Here is a 24,961-nt window from a genome sequence, read left to right as displayed (position 1 = left end):
AACGACCGAATAGGCGACTGGCGTGCGCATCCGATCTTCCTTGGCGACAGCCCTGACCTCACTGCGCCACCTCGGCCCTAAGGCTGTTTGGTACCCGCTGTTGCTTGCGGTGTTTCCGGCGATGACCCTCGCCATCTATCGCGCATCCGGCGAAACCGGCCTTTATCTGCTGGCCGTCACCATCCCGGTTCTGGTCGCCCTCGCCGCCCTTATGGCCGGCTGGCAAATCGATCCGCCCTCGGCAGACAAGACCCTGTCACGGCGCGACGTTCTGGAAACCGCCCTCGACCTGTCACTTGGCCAAACGGCGGAAAGCGGACGCGTGCCCGCATGCGTCGTGCTGCGCATTGACGATTTCGATGCGCTGGTCGCCCGAATGGGAAGCCGCGGTTGCGCCCCCATTTTGGATCAGTTCCAGTCCCGATTAAGCACCGCACTCAGGTCGGCAGACACATTGGCCCGCATCGACGACGCCAGCTTCGCAATCGCCTTGGCTCCGGCGGCCCGGTACGACTTGGAAACCCTGCTTCAGATTTCAGCCCGGCTGCAAGCCCATATCGCCGAAGCGGTTCGTCTGGATCACACCAGCCTCCGACTCAGTGCCTCTGTCGGATTCTGCGTTGCCGATCGCCTTCCGGCGCCAACCGGACAACGCCTTTTGGACGCGGCCGAAATGGCCGCAGTCGAAGCACGTCGCCATGGCGGGGGATCAATCCGGGCCTATTCGCGCGAATTGCATCAGCGGCGCGAGACCAGTCTGGCATTGATTGACGACGTGACCGACGCGTTGGACCGGGGCGAGATTTACCCATGGTTCCAACCGCAGATTTCAACCGATACCGGCAAGGTCACCGGCTTCGAAGCCTTGGCCCGCTGGCATCACCCTAAGCGCGGCCTGATCTCACCGGCGGAGTTTCTGCCAGCAATTGAACAGGCCGGCCTGATGGGGCGTCTGGGCGAAGTGATCTTGTCAGGTGCGCTTGCCGCGGTTGTCGACTGGGATAAGGCAGGTCTGAACGTACCCCATGTCGGGGTGAATTTCTCGGGCGAAGAACTGGCCGATCCCGCCCTAGTCGACCGCATCTCTTGGACGCTCGACCGGCACGATCTGACCCCCGACCGGCTGGCCATCGAAATCTTAGAGACCGTGATATCGGAAACGCCCGAAGATACAGTCTGCCGCAACATCAGCGGATTGGCCAATCTTGGCTGCCTTATCGATCTGGATGATTTTGGCACCGGCCATGCCTCAATCACCAGTATCCGCCGCTTTGCGATCGGGCGCCTGAAAATCGACCGGTCGTTCGTCTCAAAGGTCGATCAGGATCCCGAACAACAGCGGATGGTCGGCGCCATCCTGACCATGGCAGAACGGTTGGGGCTGGATTGTCTGGCCGAAGGGGTCGAGACCTCGGGCGAGCACGCGATGCTGTCACAATTGGGCTGCGGCCATGTTCAAGGCTTTGGGTTGGCCCTCCCCATGCCCTTGGAGGACACTCCCGACTGGCTGCGGCGACACGCAGCAGCCATCGCCCGTCCGCCGGATCTGACCCGCCGGATCGGCTAGCCGTTCGGGCGCGTCCCCGCCACCGCCACGGCTTAGAACTGCACCCGCCCAGCCACGCCTCAGACCGGCTTTTGCCTCTCGGATCGGCTCGACAAGGTCGGGCACAACCGGCCCCTTCCCGTAAAACCGCTTGACCTTTCATCTGGCGGCCTGTTGAACCGGCGCGAAACTTACCTTGGGCGCGGCGGATCAAAATGGACGATCAAAACAAGAACCTCATCCTGGCATCAGCGCTCAGTCTGATCGTAATTTTGGTCTGGTTCGTCTTGTTTCCACCGGAGTCCTCACCGACGCCAGAGCCAGTAACGATCTCGGAAGGCATCGCGCCCACGTCCGATGGCATCGCGGCTGCGCCGCCAGCGGCCATCGTTGACGGCGTGGCCCAATCATTGGTTCAGACCCGCGACACCGCGCTGGCAACCGGCGAGCGCATCACAATCGCGTCGGGCAATCTTTCCGGATCCGTCTCGCTGACCGGCGGCCGCCTCGACGATCTGTCACTGCGCGCCTATCGCGAAACTGTCGATCCGGACAGCCCGATCGTGACGCTGCTCTCGCCCGTCGGCGGCCCCGGCGCCTATTACGCGCTGTACGGATGGGCCCCGGGCGGCGACCTGAGCTACGATCAGGTTCCCGGCGCGAACACCCAATGGATCATAGAATCTGGCGACGAACTGACCCCCGAAACCCCGATCACCCTGAAGTGGGACAATGAACAGGGGCTGATCTTCCGCCGCACGATGACCGTTGATGAACACTTCATGTTCACGGTCACCCAAAGCGTCGAGAACACGTCCGGCACCGCGCAACGCATGGCCCCTTACGGGATTGTCGCGCGTCACGGCAAACCAGACACGGTGAACTTCTACATCCTTCATGAAGGCGTCGTCCGGATGTCGGACAGCAACCTGCAGGAAATTAAGTACAAAAACCTGCCTGACATGGACTTTATTGAGCGCGAAGGTGCTTATGCCGAAGTCCAAGACGTCACCGAAAACGGTTGGCTGGGATTTACCGACAAGTATTGGATGACCACACTGATCCCGGCTCCGGGTCAGGCGTTTACGTCGGTCGCCAAGTATCTTCCCAGCGCCGACATCTATCAGACCGAAGCGCGGCTTCCGACCATGACTGTCGCCCCCGGTGAGATTGCCGAGGCCACGACCCTGCTCTTCGCCGGCGCGAAGGAATGGCAGACCATCAGAGACTATCAAAATGACCTTGGAATTCAGGGCTTTATCGACAGCATCGACTGGGGATGGTTCTTCTTCCTGACCAAGCCGATCTTCTGGCTGCTGCACAACCTCAATCTGCTGATTGGCAACATGGGATGGTCGATCATCGCCCTGACGCTGATCCTGAAAGCTCTGCTTCTGCCGCTGGCTTGGAAATCTTATGCCTCGATGGCGAAGATGAAAGAGCTTCAGCCAGAGATGGAAAAGCTAAAGGAAAAGGCAGGCGACGACCGTCAGAAGATGCAGCAAGGCATGATGGAGCTGTACAAGAAGGAAAAGGTCAATCCGGCGGCCGGCTGCTTGCCGATCCTGCTGCAAATCCCGATCTTCTTCTCGCTCTACAAGGTGATCTTCGTCACGCTGGAACTGCGCCAAGCCCCTTGGTTCGGCTGGATTCGTGACCTGTCCGCCCCGGACCCGTCCTCGATCCTCAATCTGTTCGGCCTGTTGCCCTTCGCTGCACCCGAAGCCGGATCGATGTTTGCGATCATCTCGCTGGGCGTGCTGCCGATCTTCTTGGGCATCACCATGTGGATGCAGCAAAAGCTGAACCCCGCTCCCACCGATCCGACGCAGGCGATGATTTTCGCGTGGATGCCGTGGGTCTTCATGTTCATGCTCGGTAGCTTTGCCAGCGGCTTGGTGCTGTACTGGATCGCCAACAACACGATCACCTTTGCGCAACAGTACCTCATCATGCGGAGCCACGGGTATCACCCGAACGTCTTCGGCAACATTAAGAGCGGCTTCAAACGGAAGCGATCCGAGGGAAAATGACCGCGACCCTTGCGGCAATCTGGCGTCACCCGATCAAGGCCCATGGCAGCGAAGCGCTGACCGAAGCGGCCTTGGTCTCGGGTGAGGCGCTGCCGTGGGATCGGGTCTGGGCCGTGGCGCATGAAGCCGCCAAGGTGACCGATGGTTCTTGGGTGCCGTGCGCGAATTTCTCGCGCGGTGCCAAGGCGCCACAGTTGATGGCCATCACTGCACGTTTGAACGACGCGACCGGGCAGATCACCCTGACCCACCCGGCACGACCCGACCTGACCTTTGACCCGGATCGGGACAGCCAAGAGTTTCTCGAGTGGGTCGCCCCGCTGATGCCTGCAGATCGCGCCGCGTCGGTGCGGATCGTGCGCGCCACCGGTCAGGCGATGACCGATTCCCGGTTTCCTTCGATTAGCATTACCAGCCTTGCCTCGCTCGAAGCGCTGTCCGAACGGGTCGGCACCCCACTGGCGCAAACCCGGTTTCGCGGAAATCTGTGGCTCGCCGGGCTTGCCCCATGGCAAGAATTCGACTTGGTTGGACGCACACTCGAAATTGGAGGCGCCCGCGTGGACATCCGCGAACGTATCGGCCGCTGCCTTGCCACGACGGCAAACCCCACCACCGGAGAGCGCGACGCAGACACCCTTGCGGCGCTGAAATCGGGCTGGGGTCACACAGACTTTGGCGTCTACGGGGTCGTGACCCGTGGCGGCACCGTTCGGTTGAACGACCCAGTCAGGATCCTGTCATGAATATGTCTTTCCCCCTTGCCCAAGAACCTGATGCCTTCGCGCGCGAGCGTGGGCGGATGCTGTTTGCCGCAGAAACCACCTTCCTGAAAGGGGTGGTGGCAATGTCTGGTCTGCCCCCCGCGGACCGCTTAGAGATCTGTTTCGCAGGCCGTTCAAATGTCGGGAAATCGACGCTGATCAATGCGTTGACCGGTCGCAAAGCGCTGGCCAGAGCCTCGAACACACCGGGTCGCACCCAAGAAATCAACTTCTTTTCCCGCGGCGAGATGTATCTTGTCGACCTTCCGGGCTATGGCTTCGCCAATGCGCCGGTCGCGGTGGTAGCCAAGTGGCAGCAACTGCTGAAGTCTTATTTGTCCGGGCGTCCGACCCTACGCCGCGCCTTCGTTCTGATTGATTCCCGCCACGGCATCAAAGCGGTCGACAATGAGATTATGGCCCTGCTGGACCGGTCGGCTGTGCCGTTCCAATGCGTCCTGACCAAAGCAGACAAGGTCAAGGGCCTCGATCGGGACACCATGTTGGCACAGGTCCGGGCCGAATTGGCGCGCCATCCAGCAGCCTATCCCGAAATCGTGTTGACCTCATCCGAAACCGGCGATGGGATCGAATCCCTCCGCAGCATCATCGCCGAACTGGCCACCACCGGTTAAGATCCGCCGCCCCGACCGCCGGTGACGGATAGACTTGGAACTTCGCGCACAACTCGCTAACACGGCGCGAAACCCGGGGATAACCGCGATGAAAATACAGACCGCCATGAACCAAGACTGGATTGCCACAGCTCGGACCCTGTCCGAAGCCCTGCCCTATCTCAAACGCTATGAGGGCGCGATTGTCGTCATCAAGCTGGGCGGCCATGCCATGGGCAGCGATGAAGGCCTCGACATATTCGCGCGCGATGTGGCGCTGATGAGTCAGGTGGGCGTCAAGCCGGTGATCGTTCACGGTGGCGGTCCGATGATCAACGACATGCTGGCGCGGTTGAACATCAAATCTGAATTTGTCCGCGGCAAGCGGGTGACGGACGCCGCGACCATGGAAGTGGTCGAAATGGTGCTGTCGGGCCTGATCAATAAGCGGGTTGTCGCCGCGATCAACACCCAAGGCGGCCGCGCCATCGGCCTGTCCGGCAAGGACGCCAATCTGATGGTGTGCAAGCAGACCGACCCGGCGCTTGGGTTTGTCGGAACCCCCGACCGGATGAATACCGACGTGCTGCGGACCCTGTTCGACGCCAACATCATCCCGGTGATCGCACCATTGGGCATCGGCGACGACGGCGAGACCTTTAACGTCAACGGCGACACCGCTGCAGGCGCGATTGCCGGGGCGCTGAAGGCGCGGCGACTGCTGCTGCTGACCGACGTACCCGGCGTCAAGGATGCCTCCGGCGAGGTTCTGACTGAACTCACCTCGGGCCAAATTCGCAAGATGACCGATGACGGGATTATCGCTGGCGGGATGATCCCCAAGACCGAAACCGCGCTGATGGCTTTGCGCCAAGGGGTGCGGGCTGCGGTGATTCTGGATGGCCGGGCGCCGAATGCCTGTTTGTTGGAACTCTTTACCGACCACGGTGCCGGCTCGATCATTCGCAACACATGACCCGTCGCCTTGTCCTTCTACGCCACGCCAAATCCAGTTGGGGCGATCTTGATCTCAAGGACCATGATCGCCCGCTGAATGCCCGCGGACGGGCCTCGTGCGAGGCGATTGGGGGCTGGCTGGCGGCACAAGGTCATCTGCCGGATCAGGTGCTGTGTTCCAGCGCCGTGCGGACCCGTGAGACGTGGAACCGGATCGCAGGGTTGCTGCCCTCTGGCCCACAGGTGCAGATGGAAGACCGGCTGTACTTGGCCAATCCAGAGACCTTGGCCGACTGCCTGAGCCGATGCACGGGCCAGACTGTTGCCCTGCTGGCCCATAACCCCGGGATCGGCGAATTTGCCCAGCAGCTGGTGGCAACGCCGCCCGCACACCCGGGCTTCGCCCCCTACCCCACTTTAGCCACGCTGGTGGTCACGTTTCCGATTGACGATTGGTCGGACCTGGCCTTGGGCAGCGGCCAGGTTGTTGACTTCATCGTGCCGCGCGACCTGACGGATCTCTGACCCGGGGCGCTTAGTGCCCGAGAATCTGGCTTAGGAACAGTTTCGTGCGCTCGCTTTGTGGGTTCAGGAAGAAGCTTTCAGGTTCATTCTGCTCGACGATCTGACCCTGATCCATAAAGATCACCCGGTTCGCCACCTGCCGCGCAAAGCCCATTTCATGGGTCACGCAAATCATCGTCATGCCGTCTTGCGCCAGTTCGATCATGGTATCGAGCACCTCTTTGATCATCTCTGGATCCAGCGCCGAGGTCGGTTCGTCAAACAGCATGATCCGCGGCTTCATACAGAGCGACCGCGCAATCGCAACGCGCTGTTGCTGCCCCCCGGACAATTGTCCGGGATATTTATTGGCTTGATCCGGGATCTTCACCTTTTTCAGGAAGTGCATCGCGATTTCTTCTGCCTCGCGTTTCGGCGTCTTGCGCACCCAAATCGGGGCCAGCGTGCAGTTTTCCAAAATGGTCAGATGCGGGAACAGGTTGAAATGCTGAAAACACATCCCAACCTCGGATCGGATTCGATCAATGTTTTTCAGGTCGGATGACAGCAAGGTGCCGTCGACAGAAATCGATCCATCTTGGTGTTCTTCCAGCGCGTTGATACAGCGGATTAGGGTCGATTTCCCCGAACCGGACGGTCCGCACACCACGATTCGTTCGCCGCGATAAACGGTCAGGTCAATATCCCGCAGAACATGGAATTGGCCGTACCACTTATTCATCTTCTGTATTTCAATCGCCACCTCATCCGAGACGGTCAGGGTGGGTGCTGCGGCTGCGTGTGTCGCATCGGTCATTAGGGGCAACCCTTTCAACGGTGAGCTGTGTTGAGCTTACGTTCAAGATACTGAGAATACTTCGAGATTCCGAAGCAAAAGACAAAGAACATCAGGCCGGCAAAGGCATAGAGTTCCCAATAGACACCGAACCAGTCGGTCGAGGACAAGATCGGGCCACCGATCATTCCCAGCACGTCGAACATCGAAATGATCGACACCAGCGTCGTGTCCTTGAACAATCCAATCGCGATATTGACGATAGACGGGATGGAGATTTTCAGCGCCTGCGGCAGGATGATCAGGCGCATGGATTGCCAATAATCCAGACCAAGGCTGCTGCCGGCCTCGTACTGGCCTTTGGGCAAGGCGGCCAGCCCGCCCCGGATCGCTTCGGCCATATAGGCCGAGGCAAACAAGGTGATCATGATGATGACGCGCAGAATCAGATCAAAATTGGTCCCCGGCGGCAGGAAATAGGCCAGCATGACCGAGGCGACGAACAGCAAGGTGATCAGCGGCACGCCGCGGATAAACTCGATGAACATCACGCAGATCGCCTTGATGATCGGCAGGTCCGATTGCCGTCCGAGGGCCAGTGCGATCCCGATGGGCAACGACAAGGCCATGCAGGTGGTGCCCAGAATGAAGTTGATCATGAAGCCGCCGATCTCGCGGCTTTGAACCGGCTCAAGGCGCAGCGGCACCAGACTGGCCAAACCGGAGGCGATTGGGCCGACCAACAGCCCCCAGAACAAGGCCATCGCGAGAAGCCCGGCCATCAACGCCCCGAAAAAGGATTGCCGTTCCAAGCGCACGAACACCAAATAGCCGACCACGATTCCAACCAAGGCAAGGATCGGCACCCAGATGGTGCCGCCCCAGATCAGCCAATAGCCGATGAAGGGGAACACCCCGGTGAACCAAAGCAGTTTTCGCGGCAATTCGATAAACAACAGCGGCGCGAGGGCTGCAAACAGCAACACAAACGCCAGCATCGCCCGGCCATACTGCGCTTTTGGATAGTTGCCGAACACCAGTTGTGGCCAGCGCTCGGCGATTACGGCAAAACATCCGCCGATTTTGCCGTCCAATTGGGCGCGACAATCGCGGATCGATGAGGCATCCCAGACCCCGTTGACCACCCACGGCACGATTGCCGATACCAGCAGATAGATCGCATACAACGCAGCAATCGTCATGATCGAGTTGCCGACGGAGCTGAACAGGTTGTGGCGAACCCGATGTACCGGGCCGCGATACGCCATCGGCGGGGGCGCTGGCGGCAGAGGCTCGTGGCGGACGAAGGACAGGGCAGCTTCAGCTTGGGTATCGGACATCTCAGCGCTCCTTCAACTTGACGGTGGCGTTGTAGATGTTCATCACCCCGGCGATGCACAGCGAAATCACCAGATAGAAGGCCATCAACAGCAGCACCGCTTCGAAGCTACGGCCGGTCTGGTTTAAGGTGATGCCGCCCAAGGTGCCGGTAATATCCATGTACCCCACCGCAGCGGCCAGAGATGAGTTTTTGGTCAAGTTCAGGTATTGCGAAATCAGCGGCGGAATGATGATGCGCAACGCCTGCGGCAGAACCACCAGACTCATGATCCGTCGGGGCCGCAACCCAAGCGATTCGGCGGCTTCGGTCTGGCCCCGGCTGACCGCCTGAATCCCGCCGCGCACGCTTTCCGCGATAAACGCCCCGGTATAAAGTGACAGCGCGACCCACAACCCAATCAGCGACCCATAAACCTGAATACCGCCCTGAAAGTTAAAGCCTTTCAGCGCCGGGTATTCCAATCCAACCGGGCTTCCCATCAAGAAATAAGCCAGCACAGTCGGCACGATTAGCAGCCCGATTGACAGCGGCAACACCGGCAGAGTTCGGCCTTGGGTGAACAGCAAGTGAATGGCATAGCGGCGCAGAGCGTAAATCGCGATCAGCGACAGCAGGAAGACACCGACAACGATCGCCGACCCTTCCAGCCAAAGGGGGCGCGGCACATAGATGCCACGATTGGTGAGGGCGATGGAATCCAGCACCATCCGCGCTTCGGGCGACTCACCTCGAAAGGCACTGGGCGCCGGCAAGGCATTCGACATGATCGAAAAGATGATCAGGATCCAGATCAGCAGCGGCACATTGCGGAAGACCTCGACATAGACCGACATCAGCTTGGCGACGATCCAGTTATTGGACAGCCGAAGAATGCCGACCAAAACGCCGATAATCGTCGCCGTGATGCAGCCCAGAAATGCCACCAGCAACGTGTTCAATACCCCGACGATGGCCGCCCTGAAATGGGTGTCGGTGCTGGTGAAGGGGATCAGCTTTTGGTTGATGTCATAGCCGGCCTGTCCGCCTAAGAAGCCAAACGAGATGTCCTGCCCCAAGGCGGCAAGGTTCTGGACCGCGTTCCAGATCATCCAACCGAAGAAAAAGATGATGGCGAAGAAGGCAATGAACTGAAAGGTGTAGCCGCGATACCGGGTATCGTTCACCAACATGCCCAGCGTGAACCCTGATTTTGGCTGGTCGCTGACTGCGCTCATTTTTGAGTGTCCTGTTTTCGGGCCTGCGGGCAGGCTTTCGGTCTGCGATCAGACTGCCGGGCGATCACTCTGGGCTATTTGGCACCAGTTTAGCACGGACCATCGCCAGATCGTCCCACGAAATGAAACAGGGCGGACCAATGGCCCGCCCTGTCTGTCAACGTGGATTACCGGAAGGGCGGCGCGTACAGCAGACCACCATCGGTCCATTGCGCATTCAGACCGCGCGCCAGACCGATCGGAGTTTCCGGACCGATATAGGTGTCGAAAATCTCGGCATAGTTGCCGCCCGCGAGGATCGCATTCTTCGCCCAATCCGGCGACAGACCGAGCATCGCGCCAAGATCGCCTTCCGAGCCGAGCAGACGATTGACTTCAGGGTTATCCGTCCCTGCCGACAGTTCCTCGGCATTGGTCGAGGTCACACCAAGCTCTTCCGCCGCGATCAGGGCATTCAGGGTCCAGCGGATCACATCGCCCCATTCGTTATCGCCGTGCCGGGCCAACGGACCGAGAGGCTCTTTCGAAATGATTTCAGGCAGAATGATATGCGCCGACGGATCCGCAAATGAGGCGCGGGTCGCGGCAAGACCGGACGCGTCCGTCGTGTAGACGTCGCAGGCACCGGCAAGATACTGCTGGGTGGCTTCGGCTGCGGTCGTGATCGGCACTGGCTCATAGCTGATGCCGTTGATGCGGAAGAAGTCAGCAAGGTTCAATTCGGTGGTCGTGCCAGACTGGATGCACACCGTCGCGCCATCCAACTGCCCAGCCGAGGTCACATCCAGCGCCTTGGGCACGAGGAAGCCTTGACCATCGTAATAGTTCACCCCGCCGAATTCCAGCTTCAGGTCAACGTCGCGCGAATACGTCCAAGTGGTGTTCCGCGACAGCATGTCGATTTCGCCCGAGTTCAGAACCTCGAAGCGGACTTTGTTGGTAACCGGGCTGAATTGAACCGCGGTTGGATCACCGAAAATCGCCGCAGCGACGGCCCGGCAGATGGCAACGTCGAAACCTTCCCAGTCGCCATTGGCATCTTGCGTGGCAAAGCCGACAAGCCCGGTTGAAATTCCGCAGTTCAATTGGCCGCGGGCTTTGACGTCGTCAAGTGTATTGGCAAGCGCGCCGGATGCATAAAATGATGCAACAGCAGCAGCGCCCAAAGCAAATTTGCTTATCATGTTTTCCCCTTGATCTCGTTACCCCGTACAGCACCAACCATTAAGGCCAGAGGTCATGCGCGGGCTCAGACTTACGCCTGACGATCACTTTTGTGCGCAATGGCATCACGTTCCGTCAACTCTTGCGGTGAAAATTGACTTAACGTCAGGCATAAACGCCGGGAAAAGATGGAAAATATGCCCAAAAATTAGGCGGTATTGCTATATTTGGACAAATTCGAAGAACCTGTAAGCATCTTGAAACGCCGTAGCTTTGATTGCCGCGGAGGCAAGAGCCAGCGTGTCCTCGCCCCAGACCTCGGTTTGATAGTGTTCGTCCAGACAGGACAAATCCCAAAGTTCGGACACCGGCCTAACCTTGTCGATTGCCGCCAACGCGATCACAAGCGAACCACTGAGCGCGACCAAATCATGGAAGGCCACCAGTTCCCAATATGACATGGCGTGCACACGTGCCGCCAGTTTACTGACGCTGGCTGGCGGTTGATCGACATAAACAATCCCCGCCGCCGCGTTCAGAGGCGCGCCTTGAACGGTGGCAGACCAGTCCAGAAGCGGATCCCACGCCTGCTGCTGACGCGCACAAAGTTCCTCGGGCCCCTCAGCCCGATAACACAGCAGATCACAGCCGCCATATTCGGCAACCACCTCGGCCACTTCCGGCATCCGCAAGCGGACCTTGTCGATCGCAGTATTGGCCATCCGGGTCATTGGCATAGCGCCGGGATCAATGCGATCTTGCTGCGCGTCCCATTCGGCCGCGATTGCAACGCCCAAGGATTCTGTCGGCACCACCAAAGGCATCTTGCCCGGCGTCTTGACCGGACGCTCGTCCAGAAAAATACCAAAGCCCGTCGATTCAGGGCGCGCCGAAGCCGCCGTCCAGAATCGTTTCCGTTTCGCGTCAAACATCCGTACCTGCCAGAATTCGAAGAACCGCCTGCTCCAGTTCCGCCATAGTGTCGACCACCGCATCCGGCCCGCAAGCCCGCAACGCATCAGCCGAATGATAGCCCCACGTGACGGCAATGGTCTTAGTGCCCGCCGCCAGTCCCATCTCAAGATCAAAGACGGTATCGCCAATCATTACCGTATCGGCGGCGGCGCAATCTGCCGCGTAACAGGCCGTTTCCAACATTGCCGGATGCGGCTTGGACGGATGCAGGTCCGCCACTTGGGTATTGTCAAACAACGCGGTCAGTCCATGCATCTGAAGCACGTGATCCAAGCCGCGTCGCGATTTTCCGGTGGCCACGGCCAAAAGCAAATCGTCTCGCGCGGCCAGGGACATCAGCATCTCGCGCGCGCCGGGGAACAGCGGGGAAGACCCATCGCCATCGGCTTCGCGCATGCCAACATAGGCATCTTTATACAACGTAAGCACGTCTTCTAGTGCTGCATTGGACAGACCCGGTGCCAAGCACGCGATCGCGGTCGGCAGCGACAGGCCAATGATCTGATGCACCGCTTCGCGCTGTGGGATGGCCAGCCCGCTGGCATCAAACGCAGCGCAGACGGCGGCATAGATATGCGCCTGACTGTCGACCAAGGAGCCATCCACGTCGAAAACCGCCAATTTAACGGCAGCACTCATGCCAGATCCTCAAACGGGTCCGCTGGAACGTCGGCGGCCCGCCAATCGAAATAGGACCACGTCCGCGCCATGTGATCCGGCAATGGCGCAGTCAGGTTCAGCCGGGCGCCAGTGGCCGGGTGGGTCAGGCTCAGGCTGCGGGCGTGAAGATGCAGCTTGCGCGAGATCTCTCCGCCCAGTTGCGCTCCCCAGCCGTCGCCTTGGTTCTCTTGCCCCGAGCCGCCATATTTGCCGTCCCCGATAATCGGATGGCCCAGTTCTGCCATATGCGCCCGCAATTGGTGCGTCCGGCCGGTCACAGGCACCAGCGCGACCCAAGCCAGCCGCTTTGCCAGCGCCGACAACACCGCATAATCGGTCTGTGCGTGCTTGGCGTCCGGCGTGTTCGCAACGTCATCGGGATGCAGGCAAAGCATTTTTTCGCCCTCACCGCGTGAGCCATGCCCCGGTGCCTTGACCAGACCATAACGGATCGTGCCCATACGGCGCGGCGGCACACCAGCCACGGCGGCCCAGTACAGCTTGCGCGTGTCCCGCGCCCGGAACGCCCGGGTCAATTCGGACGCCATGCGCTGTGTGCGTGCCAGCAACAGGATGCCGGACGTGTCCTTGTCCAACCGGTGCACCAAGCGCGGCTTGTCCTCCAGCCCAAAGCGCAGAGCTTCGGCAAGGCCGTCAACGTGCCGGGTCTGTTTGCTGCCGCCCTGACTGGGCAGTCCCGGCGGCTTGTTGATCGCGATCAGATGGTCATCCCGGTAGATGACAGAGTCCAGCATCATCTGGGCGTCGTCATCCGAGATGGTCTTGCGCACGTATAGCGGCGCGGCGGCGCGTTCATCCGGCAAGGGCGGCACACGCACGCTTTGCCCCGGCACGATCCGCGAGGCCGCTTTGACACGACCGCCATCGACTCGGATTTCGCCCTTTCGACAGTATTTCTCGATCTGTCCCTGCGAAATTTGCGGGAAATGCCGACGGAACCAGCGATCCAGCCGCTGGTCGGCTTCGTCGGCGCCGACGATCAGGGTTTGCACGCCACTCATGCCATCACACTCCGGCTTAGAGACAGGCCAGCGCGACGCGCCAGCAATAAAATTGGGATTGAACTTAGAGCATACAGCCGCGCGGTCGTCACACAGGACGAATCGCGCCCAAAAGCGCCGACAGCCCCACCACGGGCTATTTGCAGTACCGTCCAGATCATGGGCCGTGTCTTTCCTTGTCGTGGTGCAATGTCAACAACCCTGCCGCTTTGCTCTTAATTTAGCAAAATAAGCTACCCGCTTGGCCAGATCCCGCTCAAATCCGCGTTCCACGGGCTGATACAGGTCCAAACGGCCCACCGCCTCGGGGAAGAAATCCTGACCGGAAAATCCATCTTCCGCATCATGGTCATAGGCATAGCCATCACCGTAGCCTTGCGCCTTCATCAACCCTGTCGGGGCGTTGAGAATATGTTTTGGCGGCGGGGTCGAGCCGGTCTGTTTTGCGGCAGCCCGTGCCGCCTTGTAGGCCACATAGCCAGCGTTGGATTTCGGGGCCAAGGCCAGATAGATCACCGCCTGCGCCAAGGCCAACTCGCCCTCGGGGCTGCCCAACCGTTCATAGGTATCCCACGCCGACAGACAAAAGGCCTGCGCCTGCGGATCGGCGAGGGCGATATCCTCTACCGCCATTCGGGTCAGACGCCGAGCCAAATAACGCGGGTCCTCGCCGCCCTCCAGCATTCGCGCGAACCAGTACAACGCCGCATCCGGGTCGGAGCCACGCACAGATTTATGCAGTGCCGAGATCAGGTTGTAATGGGCATCGCCGGATTTATCGTATTGCGCCGCGCGCCGGGCCAGCCGCGCCGACAGAGCCTTGGGGTCCAGCGGAGCGGGCGCCGCCCAAGACTGGACCGTCTCCACCAAATTGAGCAGCGCCCGGCCATCGCCATCGGCCATCTCAAGCAGCGCCAGTCGCGCTTCTTCCGTCAACGGCAAAGGCAGACCCAGATCCGCCTCGGCCCGCGCAACCAAAGTGTCCAACGCAGAGGCATCAAGCCGCTCCAGCACCAGCACCTGCGCCCGGGACATTAACGCGGCGTTCAACTCAAAAGACGGATTCTCGGTCGTCGCGCCAATCAGAACGAGGGTGCCGTCTTCCATATGTGGCAGAAAGCTGTCTTGTTGCGCCTTGTTGAAGCGGTGAATCTCGTCGACGAACAATAAGGTGCCCTGCCCGGTCTGCCGCCGGATGCGTGCAGCCTCGAACACCTTTTTCAGGTCCGCGACGCCGCTAAAGATCGCGCTGATCTGGACGAAACTTAAATCGGTCTGATCTGCCAGCAACCGGGCAATAGTGGTCTTGCCGACACCAGGCGGCCCCCATAAAATGAGCGATCCCAACCGACCCGATGCCAGCATCGCCCCCAGCGGGCCTTCCGGCCCCAGCAAAGACTGCTGCCCGATCACTTCGGACAAGGTTGCAGGCCGCAACCGGTCGGCCAAGGGGCGGTGTCCCTCAGTGGTCGGAACCGGCGTGGCGCCAAACAAATCCATTGTCACCCTCCTGAACAGGCCTAACCAGCGGGCCAGACAGCCCTGCCCCACACTAACGCGCAGCACAGGAAAAGAAAAAGCCCCGCGCCAAAGGCGCAGGGCTGTCGTCCCGGGTCACCCCAAGAAAAACTTAGTCTTCGGCGTTCGCCAGTTCGCTTTCAACGCGAGCCTTGTCGCCAGCGCCTTTGGCCGAAACGTCGCGGTCTACGAATTCGATGATCGCCATCGGTGCCATGTCGCCATAGCGGAAGCCAGCCTTCAGAACGCGGACATAGCCACCCTGACGGTCTTTGTAGCGCGGTCCAAGCACCTCAAACAGTTTCGCCACATAGGCGTCCTGCTTCAACTGGCTGCCAGCCTGACGGCGTGCGTGCAGATCGCCGCGCTTGCCAAGGGTGATCAGCTTTTCGATGATCGGACGCAATTCCTTTGCCTTCGGCAAGGTCGTCTTGATCTGCTCATGTTCGATGAGCGAGCCAGCCATGTTCGCCCAGAGCGCCTTGCGGTGCTCGTGCGTGCGGTTCAGGCGGCGGTATCCTCGTGCGTGACGCATGGGTCAAGTCCTTTTGATTGTACTTTGTCCGGCCCCCGATGCGTGTCGGGCGCGCTCCTTATTGGGGCAGAAGTGCCCGGGTCTTCATGCCAACGGCGCGGTACCGTGTGGCGATGCGGCAGGCACCAAAGGCACCTGCCGCAAATCTTTTAGAACTGGTCTTCGAACTTCTTGGCCATGTCTTCGATATTCTCAGGCGGCCAATCTTCGACGTCCATACCAAGGTGCAGACCCATACCCGACAGCACTTCCTTGATCTCGTTCAAGGACTTGCGGCCGAAGTTCGGGGTGCGCAGCATTTCTGCTTCAGTCTTCTGGATCAAATCGCCGATATAGACGATGTTGTCATTCTTCAGGCAGTTTGCCGAACGGACCGACAACTCCAACTCGTCGACCTTCTTCAGAAGCAACGGGTTGAATTCCAGCCCATCATCTTCGTTGTCCGCGCGGGCCGGTTCCGGCTCGTCGAAGTTGACGAAGATCTGCAACTGGTCCTGAAGGATACGCGCAGCATAAGCCACGGCATCATCCGGGGTGATCGACCCGTCGGTTTCCAGCGTCAGTGTCAGCTTGTCATAGTCCAGCACCTGGCCCTCACGGGTGGGCTGCACATCATAGCTGACGCGCTTGACCGGCGAATAGATCGCGTCGATCGGGATCAGACCGATGGGCGCATCTTCGGGACGGTTCTTGTCCGCCGCGACATAGCCTTTGCCGGTGCCGACGGTCAGTTCCATGAACAGATCAGCGCCGTCATCCAAGTGACAGATCACGTGATCGCGGTTCAGAACCTCGATCCCGGCGGTCTGCGAGATGTCGCCTGCGGTCACGACGCCCGGCCCTTTGGCCGAGATCGACACCCGCTTCGGGCCTTCCGCTTCCATCCGGATCGCAACGCCCTTAAGATTAAGAACGATGTCGGTCACGTCTTCGCGAACGCCAGCAACGCTGGAGAATTCATGCAGAACGTTATCAATCTGAACGCTGATAATGGCGGCGCCCTGAAGCGACGACATCAGAACCCGGCGCAATGCGTTGCCCATGGTCAAGCCAAAGCCGCGCTCCAGCGGTTCTGCTGTCACGGTCGCCTTGCGCTGCGGGTCCGCACCCGGACGAATGTCCAGTTGCGTCGGTTTGATAAGTTCTTGCCAATTTTTTTGGATCATGCCTGTCGCCTCCATGCTCGTTCCCGTCTCATGTCCGAAGTCGGGAACACCCGAGGATAAAATGACAAAAGCCGGCCGCTCCTGACGGAGCGGCCCAGCCAATGTTTGCCGTGTGTCAGACGCGGCGGCGCTTGGGCGGCCGGCAGCCGTTATGCGCAATCGGCGACACGTCGCGGATCGAGGTGATGTTGAACCCGACAGCCGCCAAAGCGCGCAGCGCGCTTTCACGACCCGAACCCGGGCCCTGCACTTCGACTTCGATGGTCTTAACGCCGTGATCCTGAGCTTTCTTGCCAGCGTCTTCTGCGGCAAGCTGAGCGGCGTAAGGCGTCGACTTACGCGAGCCTTTGAAGCCCATGGTCCCAGCCGAGGACCATGCGATTGCATTGCCCTGAACGTCCGAGATCAAGATCTTGGTGTTGTTGAACGTCGAGTTCACATGCGCCACACCAGCGGCGATGTTCTTGCGTTCTTTTTTCTTGGTCGTGCGTGTTTTGGTATCGCGTGCCATGATCTGTGCGCCCCCTTATTTCTTCTTGCCAGCGATGGCTTTTGCAGGGCCCTTGCGGGTACGCGCGTTGGTGTGGGTCCGCTGACCACGCACCGGAAGACCACGACGATGGCGCAGACCGCGGTAGCAGCCAAGATCCATCAAACGCTTGACGTTCATTTGAACTTCGCGGCGCAGGTCGCCTTCGACAGTCAAATTCGCGTCGATAAACTCGCGCATCGCCAGAACTTCGGCGTCGCTGAGTTCGTTAACACGACGAGTCGCATCGATGCCGACAGCTTCGCAAACTTGCGCAGCGCCAGACGGGCCGATGCCATGAATATATGTAAGGGCGATTGGAACCCGTTTGTTGGTCGGGATGTTTACGCCGGCAATACGTGCCACGTGGTCTGTCCTTTCGTTGCGGTTCCGTAACCCCAGAACCTTTTTTCACAACTTTAGCCGGACGTGAGGTCCGGCCTCAGAAGTATTCACTCCGGTCCGACCATGCCTTGCGGCACCGGCGGACCGATTCTCATATGAGAAGCGTCGGCTTATGGATATTTTTACGAGTCGTCAAGTCCGTGGGATCACGGTTTCGTCAAGCATCCAAAACCTTGGCTATATCTCCGGCGACGTCATCCATCGATCCAAGCCCCTTAACCCAAGCAAGTTGGCCCTTGGCATGGTAGTAACCGATCAACGGCGACGTCTTCTTGTAGTATTCGGTCAGCCGGGTTTGCAGGCTTTCCTCGTTATCATCCTTGCGGCGCGTAAACTCGGTTCCGCCACACACATCGCAGACACCTTCGGCAGCGGGCAGCTTGAACGCGTCGTGATACCCTGCCCCACACTTGGCGCAGGTAAAGCGCCCGGTGATCCGCTCGATCAGTTCGTGATCGTTGACTTCCATCGCGACAACCGCGTCCAGAGTTTGACCATTGCGGGTCAGCATCTCGGACAAAGCATCGGCTTGCGCCAAGGTCCGCGGGAAGCCGTCAAAGATCACGCCGCCGCCGATATCGCCCTGCAGCTTTTCTTCGATCAGGCCGATCACGATTGCGTCCGTCACCAGTTCGCCAGCATCCATGATGGCCGCAACCTTGTTGCCCATGGCGGTGCCCGACGTGCGGGCCTCGCGCAACATGTCCCCGGTGGACAGCTGCACCATGCCACGTTCTTCGACCAGGCGCTTGGCTTGCGTTCCCTTACCGGCCCCCGGAGGCCCCAGTAGAATAATATTCATCGACGGGAGGGTCCCTTTCTAGCGGAGGAACGCTTCTTCCCCCGAAGGTTAGATTTCTCGATCAGGCCTTCATACTGATGCGCCAGCATATGCGACTGAACCTGTTGGATGGTGTCCATGGTGACCGACACCACGATCAAGACCGACGTACCACCGAAGTAGAACGGCACCGCCAATTGCGACCGCAAAATCTCAGGGAACAGGACCACGAGGGCCAAATAGGCCGAGCCAATGACCAGAACCCTGGCAACCACGTAATCCAGATACTCGGCCGTACGCTTGCCGGGCCGAATGCCCGGAACAAAGCCATTCTGGTTCTTCAGGTTGTCCGCAACTTCATCCGTCTTAAATGCAACGTTCTGGGTGTAGAAATAGGTGAAGAACACCACCATTGCGGTCATGAACAGCAGGTACAGCGGCTGACCAGGGCCGAAATAGGCCAAGATCGTGGACAGGACCGGACCGGTCTGATTGCCCGAGAAGGTCGCCAGCGTGGTCGGCAACAGCAGCAGTGACGAGGCGAAGATCGCCGGGATGACCCCAGCCGGGTTGACCTTGATCGGCAGATGCGAATTACCACCATCATAGACCTTCATGCCAACTTGGCGGCGCGGGTACTGGATGTGGATTTTGCGCAGCGCGCGCTCCATAAAGACGACGAAGGCCACCAGCGCCAGAACCATGATCAGCACGCCAATAATCACTGCAGGGCTAATTGCGCCAGAGCGACCTTGGCTGAAGAACTGTGCCAGTGCGGCCGGAAGTTCGGCAACAATACCGACGAAAATGATCAAAGAGATGCCGTTGCCGATGCCGCGAGCGGTGATCTGCTCACCCAGCCACATCAGGAACATGGTGCCGCCGACCAGCGTGATGATACAGGCAATGCGGAAGAACCAACCGGGATCGGTGACCAAACCGCCCGATTCGAGGCTGATCGCCAGACCGTAGGCTTGGAACGTCGCCAGCAGCACGGTGCCGTAGCGCGTGTACTGGTTCATCTTGCGGCGGCCCTGCTCACCTTCTTTTTTCAACTGCTCCAGAGGCGCCCACATGGAGCCCAACAGCTGAATAATGATCGAGGCAGAAATATAAGGCATGATGCCGAGCGCAAAAATGCCCATCCGGCTGATCGCGCCGCCAGTGAACATGTTCAGAATGCCGCCGATGCCGGCCGAGGCCTGCTCCATAAAGGCGCGCAATTCCCCGCCGTCGATGCCGGGCACAGGAATATACGTTCCCAGCCGATAGACCATCAAAAGTCCGATGGTGAAGAGGATGCGCTGCCTGAGCTCGGTCGCCTTCCCGAAGGCGCCCCAGCTCATGTTCGCCGCCATTTGTTCCGCAGCCGATGCCATGCTGTGTCTCTTTCAACGTTGCGCCGCCGACCCGGCTTCCGGATCGGCGGCGCTGGAAAACCTGAGAAAGATGTAAGCGGCAATTACGCCGCCCACAACCGTTTACTCTGCCGCAACCGCCGAAGTGGCCGTCAGTGAACCGCCTGCTTTCGAAACGGCCTCAATGGCCGAAGCCGATGCGCCAGTGACGGTCAAGGTGACCGCTGTGGTCAATTCGCCCTTTGCAAGGATGCGAACACCGTCCAGCTTGCGCCGGATCGCGCCAGTCGACACCAACACGTCTTCGGTGATCGGCGCACTTGCGTCGAGCTTGCCCGCGTCGATGAACTTCTGGATCAGGCCCAAGTTGATGACGGCGTATGCTCTCCGATTCGGCTTGTTGAAGCCGCGCTTAGGCAACCGCTGGTAGAGGGGCATTTGGCCGCCTTCATACCCATTGATCGCCACACCCGAACGCGAGTTTTGACCCTTGATCCCGCGACCACCGGTCTTACCAGTGCCGGAACCCGGACCGCGACCGATGCGCTTGCGCTTTTTGGTGGCGCCGGGATTGTCGTGCAGTTCATGCAGTTTCATGTCGCTTAACTCCTATGCCGGACATGCCCTACCAGCGACGGTGTGAGGCAGACTCGGCGTTTCTAATCAGGATGCAGGCCATCGGCCCGCAAAGTGTCTTGGTCGTCTGGCTCCGGCCGAGACCGGAACATCGCGCCTGATACACGCGCCTAGCGCGAGGATCAAGCACCTCTCGGGAAATCCCTCTGGTGACATCGCTGCCCACCGAGCCAGGATCGCCGGAAACGCATGTTGCACGACCGCTAAGCGGCCACTGCGCGTCAGCCCTTGGTGGGGCCGCTGCCACGACGGGATGCAGTCTTGGGACCGCTCAACCGCTTGGCGTTAGACGCTGTTTTGGCACCGATGGGCGTAATTGCCGCAAGCGCCACTGCTGCTGTGCCGCGCTGTGCCGCATGGGCTCGCGCCGCCATCTCAAATAATTTTGCCATCGCAGCAGGCTTTTCAAGCACCATCCGCGCGGCTTCTTCCGGCTTCATGGTTCCAAGCGCCATTTGCATACACCGGCGTTGGATCACCACATTGGCCGTGATCACCATCTGCCCATACGCAAACGCTGCTTTGTTCCAAGTCTGAGCGGCGGTTAGCAGGGCAGAGAAATCGAACATGGGAGTCGATCCAGACAATAGAAAATGCCCCCCGCCGAAGCGGAGGGCAAACACGGTTTAACCGCGCTCTTCGATAATTTCGACCAGATGTGGGATGCTGTTGACCATGCCACGAACGGAAGGGGTATCTTCCAGTTCACGGGTCTTGTGCATCTTGTTCAGGCCGAGGCCGACCAGCGTAGCACGCTGCTTGGCGGGGCGACGGATGGGCGAACCCACCTGCTTGACGACGATGGTTTTTGCCATTGATTCGATCCTCACGCGTCTGCGGTTTCAGCAGCTGCTTCGGCGTCAGCCGAAACCGGTGCGTCATCCCGCTTGGGAAGAATATCAGAGACCTTTTTACCACGGCGCTGTGCCACCATACGGGGGCTGCTTTCCTTGGTCAGGCCATCGATCGTTGCCCGGATCATGTTGTACGGGTTCTGCGAGCCTTGCGACTTCGCAACAACGTCCTGCACACCCAGCATCTCGAACACAGCGCGCATTGGACCACCAGCGATGATGCCGGTACCTTGCGGTGCTGTGCGCATCACGACTTTGCCAGCGCCCCAACGGCCCTGCATGTCATGGTGCAGCGTGCGACCTTCGCGCAGCGGGATACGGACCAGCTGACGACGGGCTTGCTCGGTTGCCTTACGGATCGCCTCGGGGACCTCTTTGGCCTTGCCCTTGCCGAAGCCGACGCGGCCCTTTTGGTCGCCAACGACGACAAGCGCGGCAAAGCCAAAGCGCTTACCACCCTTAACGGTCTTGGAGACGCGGTTGATCGCAACCAGACGATCGGCGAATTCCGGGTTTTCGTCGCGATCGCGACCTTGCCGGCGGTTGTCTTCTCTAGCCATACGGCATCCTTTCGTTACGGCACGAGGTGCCGCATTCGGTCAATCGCAGTAGGCAAAAACGGCCCCTGGATCATCGAGGCAGCACCGAAACGCCACCTCCACTCAATAGAATGGGGCACCCAACCGGGTGCCCCTCTAAGTCTTTAGAACTTCAGGCCACCTTCACGGGCTGCGTCGGCCAAAGCCTTCACCTTCCCGTGGAACAGGAAACCGCCGCGGTCGAAATAACATTCGTCGAGGCCCTTTGCCTTAGCCCGCTCGGCAATAGCCGAACCAACTTTGGTCGCCGCGTCGATGTTGTTCTTCCCGACAACGCCCAGATCCTTCTCGAGCGAGGACGCCGAGACCAAGGTCACGCCATTCACATCGTCGATCAGCTGGACGCTGATGTTCTTGTTGCTGCGGTGAACCGACAGGCGCGGACGCCCATTCGCCATTTTCCGCAGTTTGTTCCGAACGCGCATACGGCGCTTCAGAAACAGTGTTCTTTTGCTGTTTGCCATGTGCCCGTCCTTACTTCTTCTTGCCTTCCTTGCGGAAGATGAACTCGTCTTTGTACTTGATACCCTTGCCCTTATAGGGCTCAGGCGCACGCCATTCGCGGATGTTTGCCGCGACTTGGCCGACGAGTTGCTGATCGATGCCCTCGATGATGATCTCGGTCTGCTTGGGGCAGCTGACGGTCACACCTTCGGGGACGATGAATTCAACGTCGTGGCTATAGCCAAGCGCCAACTTCAAGTTGGTGCCGACCATTTGAGCCCGGTAACCAACACCGTTGATTTCCAGTTCCTTGCGGAAGCCCGTGGTCACACCCTCAACGAGGTTGCCAACCATGGTCCGCGACATACCCCAATGCTGCAAAGCAACCTTGGACTTGCCACGAGGCATCACCGAGATGGCGCCCTCTTCCATAGTCACGTTGATCTGATCGGACGCGGTGAAGCTCCGGGTGCCTTTCGGCCCCTTTACTTCAACGGTCTGACCGGACACCGTTGCGGTGACACCCGACGGAAGGGCAACCGGCTTTTTACCGATACGAGACATATCCTGCCCTCCTTAGAATACGGTGCAGAGCACTTCGCCGCCAACATTGGCAGAACGTGCAGCAGCATCCGACATCACGCCGCGGGGCGTGGAGACGATGGAAACACCCAAGCCCTGACGGACCTGCGGCAATTCCTGGGAACCCGAGTACACACGACGGCCGGGGGTCGAAACGCGGTGGATTTCGCGAATAACCGGGGCGCCATCGAAATACTTCAGGCTGATTTCAAGGGCAGGATGGCCGTTTTCGTCCGTGGTTTTCTCATACCCACGGATATAGCCTTCGTTGGCCAGCACATCGAGAACCCAGACGCGCAGCTTGGAGGCTGGCGACTTAACTACGGACTTCCCACGCATCTGCGCATTGCGGATGCGGGTCAGCATATCACCAAGAGGATCGTTCATTCTTTGCCCTCCTTACCAGCTCGATTTCACGAGACCGGGGATTTGGCCATTCGAGCCAAGTTCCCGCAGCGCGATCCGGGACAGCTTTAGCTTGCGGTAGTACGCATGCGGGCGGCCGGTCAGCTGACAACGGTTGTGAAGACGGGTTGCGGACGAGTTGCGCGGCAGTTTTGCCAATTTCAAGCGGGCTTTGAACCGCTCTTCCATCGGAAGACTGTCATCTTTCGCGATCGCTTTCAGTTCAGCGCGTTTGGCGGCGTACTGTTCCACCAGCTTCTCACGCTTCAACTGGCGTTCGATCATTGCTTTTTTTGCCATGTTCGTGTCTCTCCCGCGATCAGCTGGTGAAGGGCATGTTGAAGAACTTCAACAGCGCCTTGGCTTCCGCGTCGGTCTTCGCGGTTGTACAAATGATGATGTCCATACCGAGGACCGAGTCGACTTTGTCGTACTCGATTTCGGGGAACACGATGTGCTCTTTCAGACCCATGGCATAGTTGCCACGACCGTCGAAGGACTTCGGCGAAATGCCGCGGAAGTCGCGAACGCGTGGCAGTGCGATGGTGACCAGACGATCGAGGAATTCGTACATCTTCTCGGCGCGCAACGTCACTTTACAACCAAGCGGCATCTCTTCGCGAACCCGGAAGCTTGCAACAGATTTCTTGGCGTAGGTGATGAGAGCTTTCTGACCGGCGATGGTGGTCATGTCTTCTTGTGCGAATTTCACCTTTTTGGTGTCCTTCACGGCCTCGCCGACGCCCATGTTCAGAACGATCTTGTCCAGACGCGGGATCATCATCTCGTTCTTGTACGAGAATTCTTCCTTCATCTGAGCCCGGATCGTCGAACGGTACTGAGCTTTTAGGCGCGGGGTATAATCGGTGGTGTCGAGCATCAGACGGTCTCCCCCGTGGTCTTGGCGAAGCGCACTTTCTTACCGTCTTCCATGCGGAAGCCGATCCGGGTGGGTTTGCCGTTTGTGTCGATCAAAGCCAGATTGGACAGATCAATCGGGGTTGCGGTCGGTACGCGACCACCCTGAGTGTTCTGGGTCTGCTTGACGTGACGAATAGAAATATTCACGCCGTCAACCACAGCCTTGCCGGCTTGCGGGTTAACCGAAGTGATTTCGCCTTCACGGCCCTTGTCCTTACCGGACAGAACCAGAACCTTGTCACCTTTGCGGAGCTTGGCAGCCATTACAGCACCTCCGGCGCAAGCGAGATGATCTTCATGAAGTTCTTCGCGCGCAGTTCACGAACCACCGGCCCAAAGATACGGGTGCCGATCGGCTCATTGTTGTTGTTTAGAATGACGGCGGCATTACGATCAAAACGGATCGCGGTGCCATCTTCCCGGCGGACTTCTTTCGCGGTGCGAACGACGACAGCCTTACGGACATCACCCTTCTTAACGCGTCCACGGGGAATAGCCTCTTTCACCGACACCATGATGATGTCGCCGACAGAAGCATAGCGGCGATGCGAGCCGCCAAGGACCTTGATGCACTGCACCCGGCGTGCGCCGGAGTTGTCAGCAACATCCAGATTGGTCTGCATCTGGATCATTTAGG

Annotated in this window: 31 protein-coding genes; 6 read left to right on the top strand and 25 right to left on the bottom strand. The window is 59.3% G+C overall.

Going from position 1 to position 24,961, the window contains the following annotated elements:
• Nucleotides 1-22: 22 nt before the first annotated feature.
• The 6 genes from BV911_RS09060 (at nucleotide 23) to BV911_RS09035 (ending at nucleotide 6,439) form a co-directional block, all read left to right on the top strand.
• On the top strand, nucleotides 23-1,567 hold the full coding sequence (locus BV911_RS09060; RefSeq protein WP_240512204.1) for a bifunctional diguanylate cyclase/phosphodiesterase: 1,545 nt from the start codon (nucleotides 23-25) through the stop codon (nucleotides 1,565-1,567).
• 194 nt (nucleotides 1,568-1,761) lie between these two features.
• Nucleotides 1,762-3,579, top strand: a complete 1,818-nt coding sequence (gene yidC, locus BV911_RS09055; protein WP_086053285.1) for a membrane protein insertase YidC — start codon at nucleotides 1,762-1,764, stop codon at nucleotides 3,577-3,579.
• Entirely contained in the window at nucleotides 3,576-4,325 is a 750-nt protein-coding gene (locus BV911_RS09050; protein WP_086053284.1) for an MOSC domain-containing protein, read from the top strand. The genes yidC and BV911_RS09050 overlap by 4 nt, the downstream gene beginning before the upstream one ends.
• A complete protein-coding gene (gene yihA / locus BV911_RS09045; protein ID WP_086053283.1) occupies nucleotides 4,322-4,978 on the top strand; it encodes a ribosome biogenesis GTP-binding protein YihA/YsxC in 657 nt (218 codons plus the stop codon). Before BV911_RS09050 ends, yihA begins: the two co-directional genes overlap by 4 nt.
• Before the next feature lie 88 nt (nucleotides 4,979-5,066).
• Nucleotides 5,067-5,933 carry an acetylglutamate kinase gene (gene argB / locus BV911_RS09040; RefSeq protein WP_205963825.1) on the top strand — a complete coding sequence of 289 codons (867 nt, stop codon included), beginning with the start codon at nucleotides 5,067-5,069 and terminating at the stop codon, nucleotides 5,931-5,933.
• Entirely contained in the window at nucleotides 5,930-6,439 is a 510-nt protein-coding gene (locus BV911_RS09035) for a histidine phosphatase family protein (RefSeq protein WP_086053281.1), read from the top strand. Before argB ends, BV911_RS09035 begins: the two co-directional genes overlap by 4 nt.
• Nucleotides 6,440-6,449: 10 nt before the next feature.
• Here BV911_RS09035 and BV911_RS09030 read toward each other — a convergent pair whose 3' ends face one another.
• From BV911_RS09030 to rplN, 25 genes are all read right to left on the bottom strand, one after another.
• A complete protein-coding gene (locus BV911_RS09030) occupies nucleotides 6,450-7,235 on the bottom strand; it encodes an amino acid ABC transporter ATP-binding protein (protein WP_086053280.1) in 786 nt (261 codons plus the stop codon).
• Between the two features lie 14 nt (nucleotides 7,236-7,249).
• On the bottom strand, nucleotides 7,250-8,554 hold the full coding sequence (locus BV911_RS09025; protein WP_086053279.1) for an amino acid ABC transporter permease: 1,305 nt from the start codon (nucleotides 8,552-8,554) through the stop codon (nucleotides 7,250-7,252).
• 1 nt (nucleotide 8,555) lies between these two features.
• Nucleotides 8,556-9,770 carry an amino acid ABC transporter permease gene (locus BV911_RS09020; RefSeq protein ID WP_086053278.1) on the bottom strand — a complete coding sequence of 405 codons (1,215 nt, stop codon included), beginning with the start codon at nucleotides 9,768-9,770 and terminating at the stop codon, nucleotides 8,556-8,558.
• 167 nt (nucleotides 9,771-9,937) lie between these two features.
• Entirely contained in the window at nucleotides 9,938-10,954 is a 1,017-nt protein-coding gene (locus tag BV911_RS09015; RefSeq protein WP_086053277.1) for an amino acid ABC transporter substrate-binding protein, read from the bottom strand.
• Nucleotides 10,955-11,155: 201 nt separating this feature from the next.
• Nucleotides 11,156-11,866 carry an ATP12 family chaperone protein gene (locus tag BV911_RS09010; RefSeq protein WP_086053276.1) on the bottom strand — a complete coding sequence of 237 codons (711 nt, stop codon included), beginning with the start codon at nucleotides 11,864-11,866 and terminating at the stop codon, nucleotides 11,156-11,158.
• Nucleotides 11,859-12,548: an HAD-IA family hydrolase gene (locus tag BV911_RS09005; RefSeq protein ID WP_086053275.1), complete on the bottom strand. Its 690-nt coding sequence runs from the start codon at nucleotides 12,546-12,548 to the stop codon at nucleotides 11,859-11,861. The genes BV911_RS09010 and BV911_RS09005 overlap by 8 nt, the downstream gene beginning before the upstream one ends.
• A complete protein-coding gene (locus BV911_RS09000) occupies nucleotides 12,545-13,591 on the bottom strand; it encodes an RluA family pseudouridine synthase (protein ID WP_086053274.1) in 1,047 nt (348 codons plus the stop codon). Before BV911_RS09000 ends, BV911_RS09005 begins: the two co-directional genes overlap by 4 nt.
• A gap of 192 nt (nucleotides 13,592-13,783) precedes the next feature.
• Nucleotides 13,784-15,091 carry a replication-associated recombination protein A gene (locus BV911_RS08995; RefSeq protein ID WP_086053273.1) on the bottom strand — a complete coding sequence of 436 codons (1,308 nt, stop codon included), beginning with the start codon at nucleotides 15,089-15,091 and terminating at the stop codon, nucleotides 13,784-13,786.
• A gap of 130 nt (nucleotides 15,092-15,221) precedes the next feature.
• Entirely contained in the window at nucleotides 15,222-15,644 is a 423-nt protein-coding gene (gene rplQ / locus BV911_RS08990; RefSeq protein ID WP_086053272.1) for a 50S ribosomal protein L17, read from the bottom strand.
• 149 nt (nucleotides 15,645-15,793) lie between these two features.
• Nucleotides 15,794-16,810 carry a DNA-directed RNA polymerase subunit alpha gene (locus BV911_RS08985; protein WP_086053321.1) on the bottom strand — a complete coding sequence of 339 codons (1,017 nt, stop codon included), beginning with the start codon at nucleotides 16,808-16,810 and terminating at the stop codon, nucleotides 15,794-15,796.
• 115 nt (nucleotides 16,811-16,925) lie between these two features.
• A complete protein-coding gene (rpsK, locus tag BV911_RS08980; RefSeq protein ID WP_086053271.1) occupies nucleotides 16,926-17,321 on the bottom strand; it encodes a 30S ribosomal protein S11 in 396 nt (131 codons plus the stop codon).
• A 15-nt stretch (nucleotides 17,322-17,336) separates the two neighbouring features.
• Nucleotides 17,337-17,705: a 30S ribosomal protein S13 gene (rpsM, locus tag BV911_RS08975; RefSeq protein ID WP_086053270.1), complete on the bottom strand. Its 369-nt coding sequence runs from the start codon at nucleotides 17,703-17,705 to the stop codon at nucleotides 17,337-17,339.
• Between the two features lie 196 nt (nucleotides 17,706-17,901).
• Nucleotides 17,902-18,546: an adenylate kinase gene (locus BV911_RS08970; RefSeq protein ID WP_086053269.1), complete on the bottom strand. Its 645-nt coding sequence runs from the start codon at nucleotides 18,544-18,546 to the stop codon at nucleotides 17,902-17,904.
• The gene (secY, locus tag BV911_RS08965; RefSeq protein ID WP_086053268.1) at nucleotides 18,543-19,904 is read right to left on the bottom strand and encodes a preprotein translocase subunit SecY; all 1,362 of its coding nucleotides are present in this window, start codon (nucleotides 19,902-19,904) and stop codon (nucleotides 18,543-18,545) included. The genes BV911_RS08970 and secY overlap by 4 nt, the downstream gene beginning before the upstream one ends.
• Before the next feature lie 102 nt (nucleotides 19,905-20,006).
• Nucleotides 20,007-20,480, bottom strand: coding sequence for a 50S ribosomal protein L15 (gene rplO / locus BV911_RS08960; RefSeq protein ID WP_086053267.1), 474 nt, complete (start codon nucleotides 20,478-20,480; stop codon nucleotides 20,007-20,009).
• A gap of 260 nt (nucleotides 20,481-20,740) precedes the next feature.
• Entirely contained in the window at nucleotides 20,741-21,088 is a 348-nt protein-coding gene (locus tag BV911_RS08955; protein ID WP_086053266.1) for a hypothetical protein, read from the bottom strand.
• A gap of 57 nt (nucleotides 21,089-21,145) precedes the next feature.
• A complete protein-coding gene (gene rpmD, locus BV911_RS08950) occupies nucleotides 21,146-21,334 on the bottom strand; it encodes a 50S ribosomal protein L30 (protein WP_086053265.1) in 189 nt (62 codons plus the stop codon).
• An 11-nt stretch (nucleotides 21,335-21,345) separates the two neighbouring features.
• Nucleotides 21,346-21,933 carry a 30S ribosomal protein S5 gene (gene rpsE, locus BV911_RS08945; RefSeq protein WP_086053264.1) on the bottom strand — a complete coding sequence of 196 codons (588 nt, stop codon included), beginning with the start codon at nucleotides 21,931-21,933 and terminating at the stop codon, nucleotides 21,346-21,348.
• A gap of 143 nt (nucleotides 21,934-22,076) precedes the next feature.
• The gene (gene rplR, locus BV911_RS08940; RefSeq protein ID WP_086053263.1) at nucleotides 22,077-22,436 is read right to left on the bottom strand and encodes a 50S ribosomal protein L18; all 360 of its coding nucleotides are present in this window, start codon (nucleotides 22,434-22,436) and stop codon (nucleotides 22,077-22,079) included.
• 10 nt (nucleotides 22,437-22,446) lie between these two features.
• Nucleotides 22,447-22,980 carry a 50S ribosomal protein L6 gene (rplF, locus tag BV911_RS08935; protein WP_086053262.1) on the bottom strand — a complete coding sequence of 178 codons (534 nt, stop codon included), beginning with the start codon at nucleotides 22,978-22,980 and terminating at the stop codon, nucleotides 22,447-22,449.
• 12 nt (nucleotides 22,981-22,992) lie between these two features.
• Entirely contained in the window at nucleotides 22,993-23,385 is a 393-nt protein-coding gene (gene rpsH, locus BV911_RS08930) for a 30S ribosomal protein S8 (RefSeq protein ID WP_086053261.1), read from the bottom strand.
• A gap of 12 nt (nucleotides 23,386-23,397) precedes the next feature.
• On the bottom strand, nucleotides 23,398-23,703 hold the full coding sequence (gene rpsN, locus BV911_RS08925) for a 30S ribosomal protein S14 (protein ID WP_086053260.1): 306 nt from the start codon (nucleotides 23,701-23,703) through the stop codon (nucleotides 23,398-23,400).
• Nucleotides 23,704-23,722: 19 nt separating this feature from the next.
• Nucleotides 23,723-24,283, bottom strand: coding sequence for a 50S ribosomal protein L5 (rplE, locus tag BV911_RS08920; RefSeq protein ID WP_086053259.1), 561 nt, complete (start codon nucleotides 24,281-24,283; stop codon nucleotides 23,723-23,725).
• Entirely contained in the window at nucleotides 24,283-24,588 is a 306-nt protein-coding gene (rplX, locus tag BV911_RS08915; protein WP_086053258.1) for a 50S ribosomal protein L24, read from the bottom strand. Before rplX ends, rplE begins: the two co-directional genes overlap by 1 nt.
• Nucleotides 24,588-24,956 carry a 50S ribosomal protein L14 gene (gene rplN, locus BV911_RS08910; protein ID WP_086053257.1) on the bottom strand — a complete coding sequence of 123 codons (369 nt, stop codon included), beginning with the start codon at nucleotides 24,954-24,956 and terminating at the stop codon, nucleotides 24,588-24,590. Before rplN ends, rplX begins: the two co-directional genes overlap by 1 nt.
• Between the last annotated feature and the right edge of the window lie 5 nt (nucleotides 24,957-24,961).

The organism is Pseudoruegeria sp. SK021 (assembly GCF_002119405.1).
Taxonomy (GTDB): Bacteria; Pseudomonadota; Alphaproteobacteria; order Rhodobacterales; family Rhodobacteraceae; genus Meridianimarinicoccus.
The sequence above is the reverse complement of the archived record's forward strand: the minus strand, read 5'-3'. Positions and strand labels throughout refer to the sequence as shown.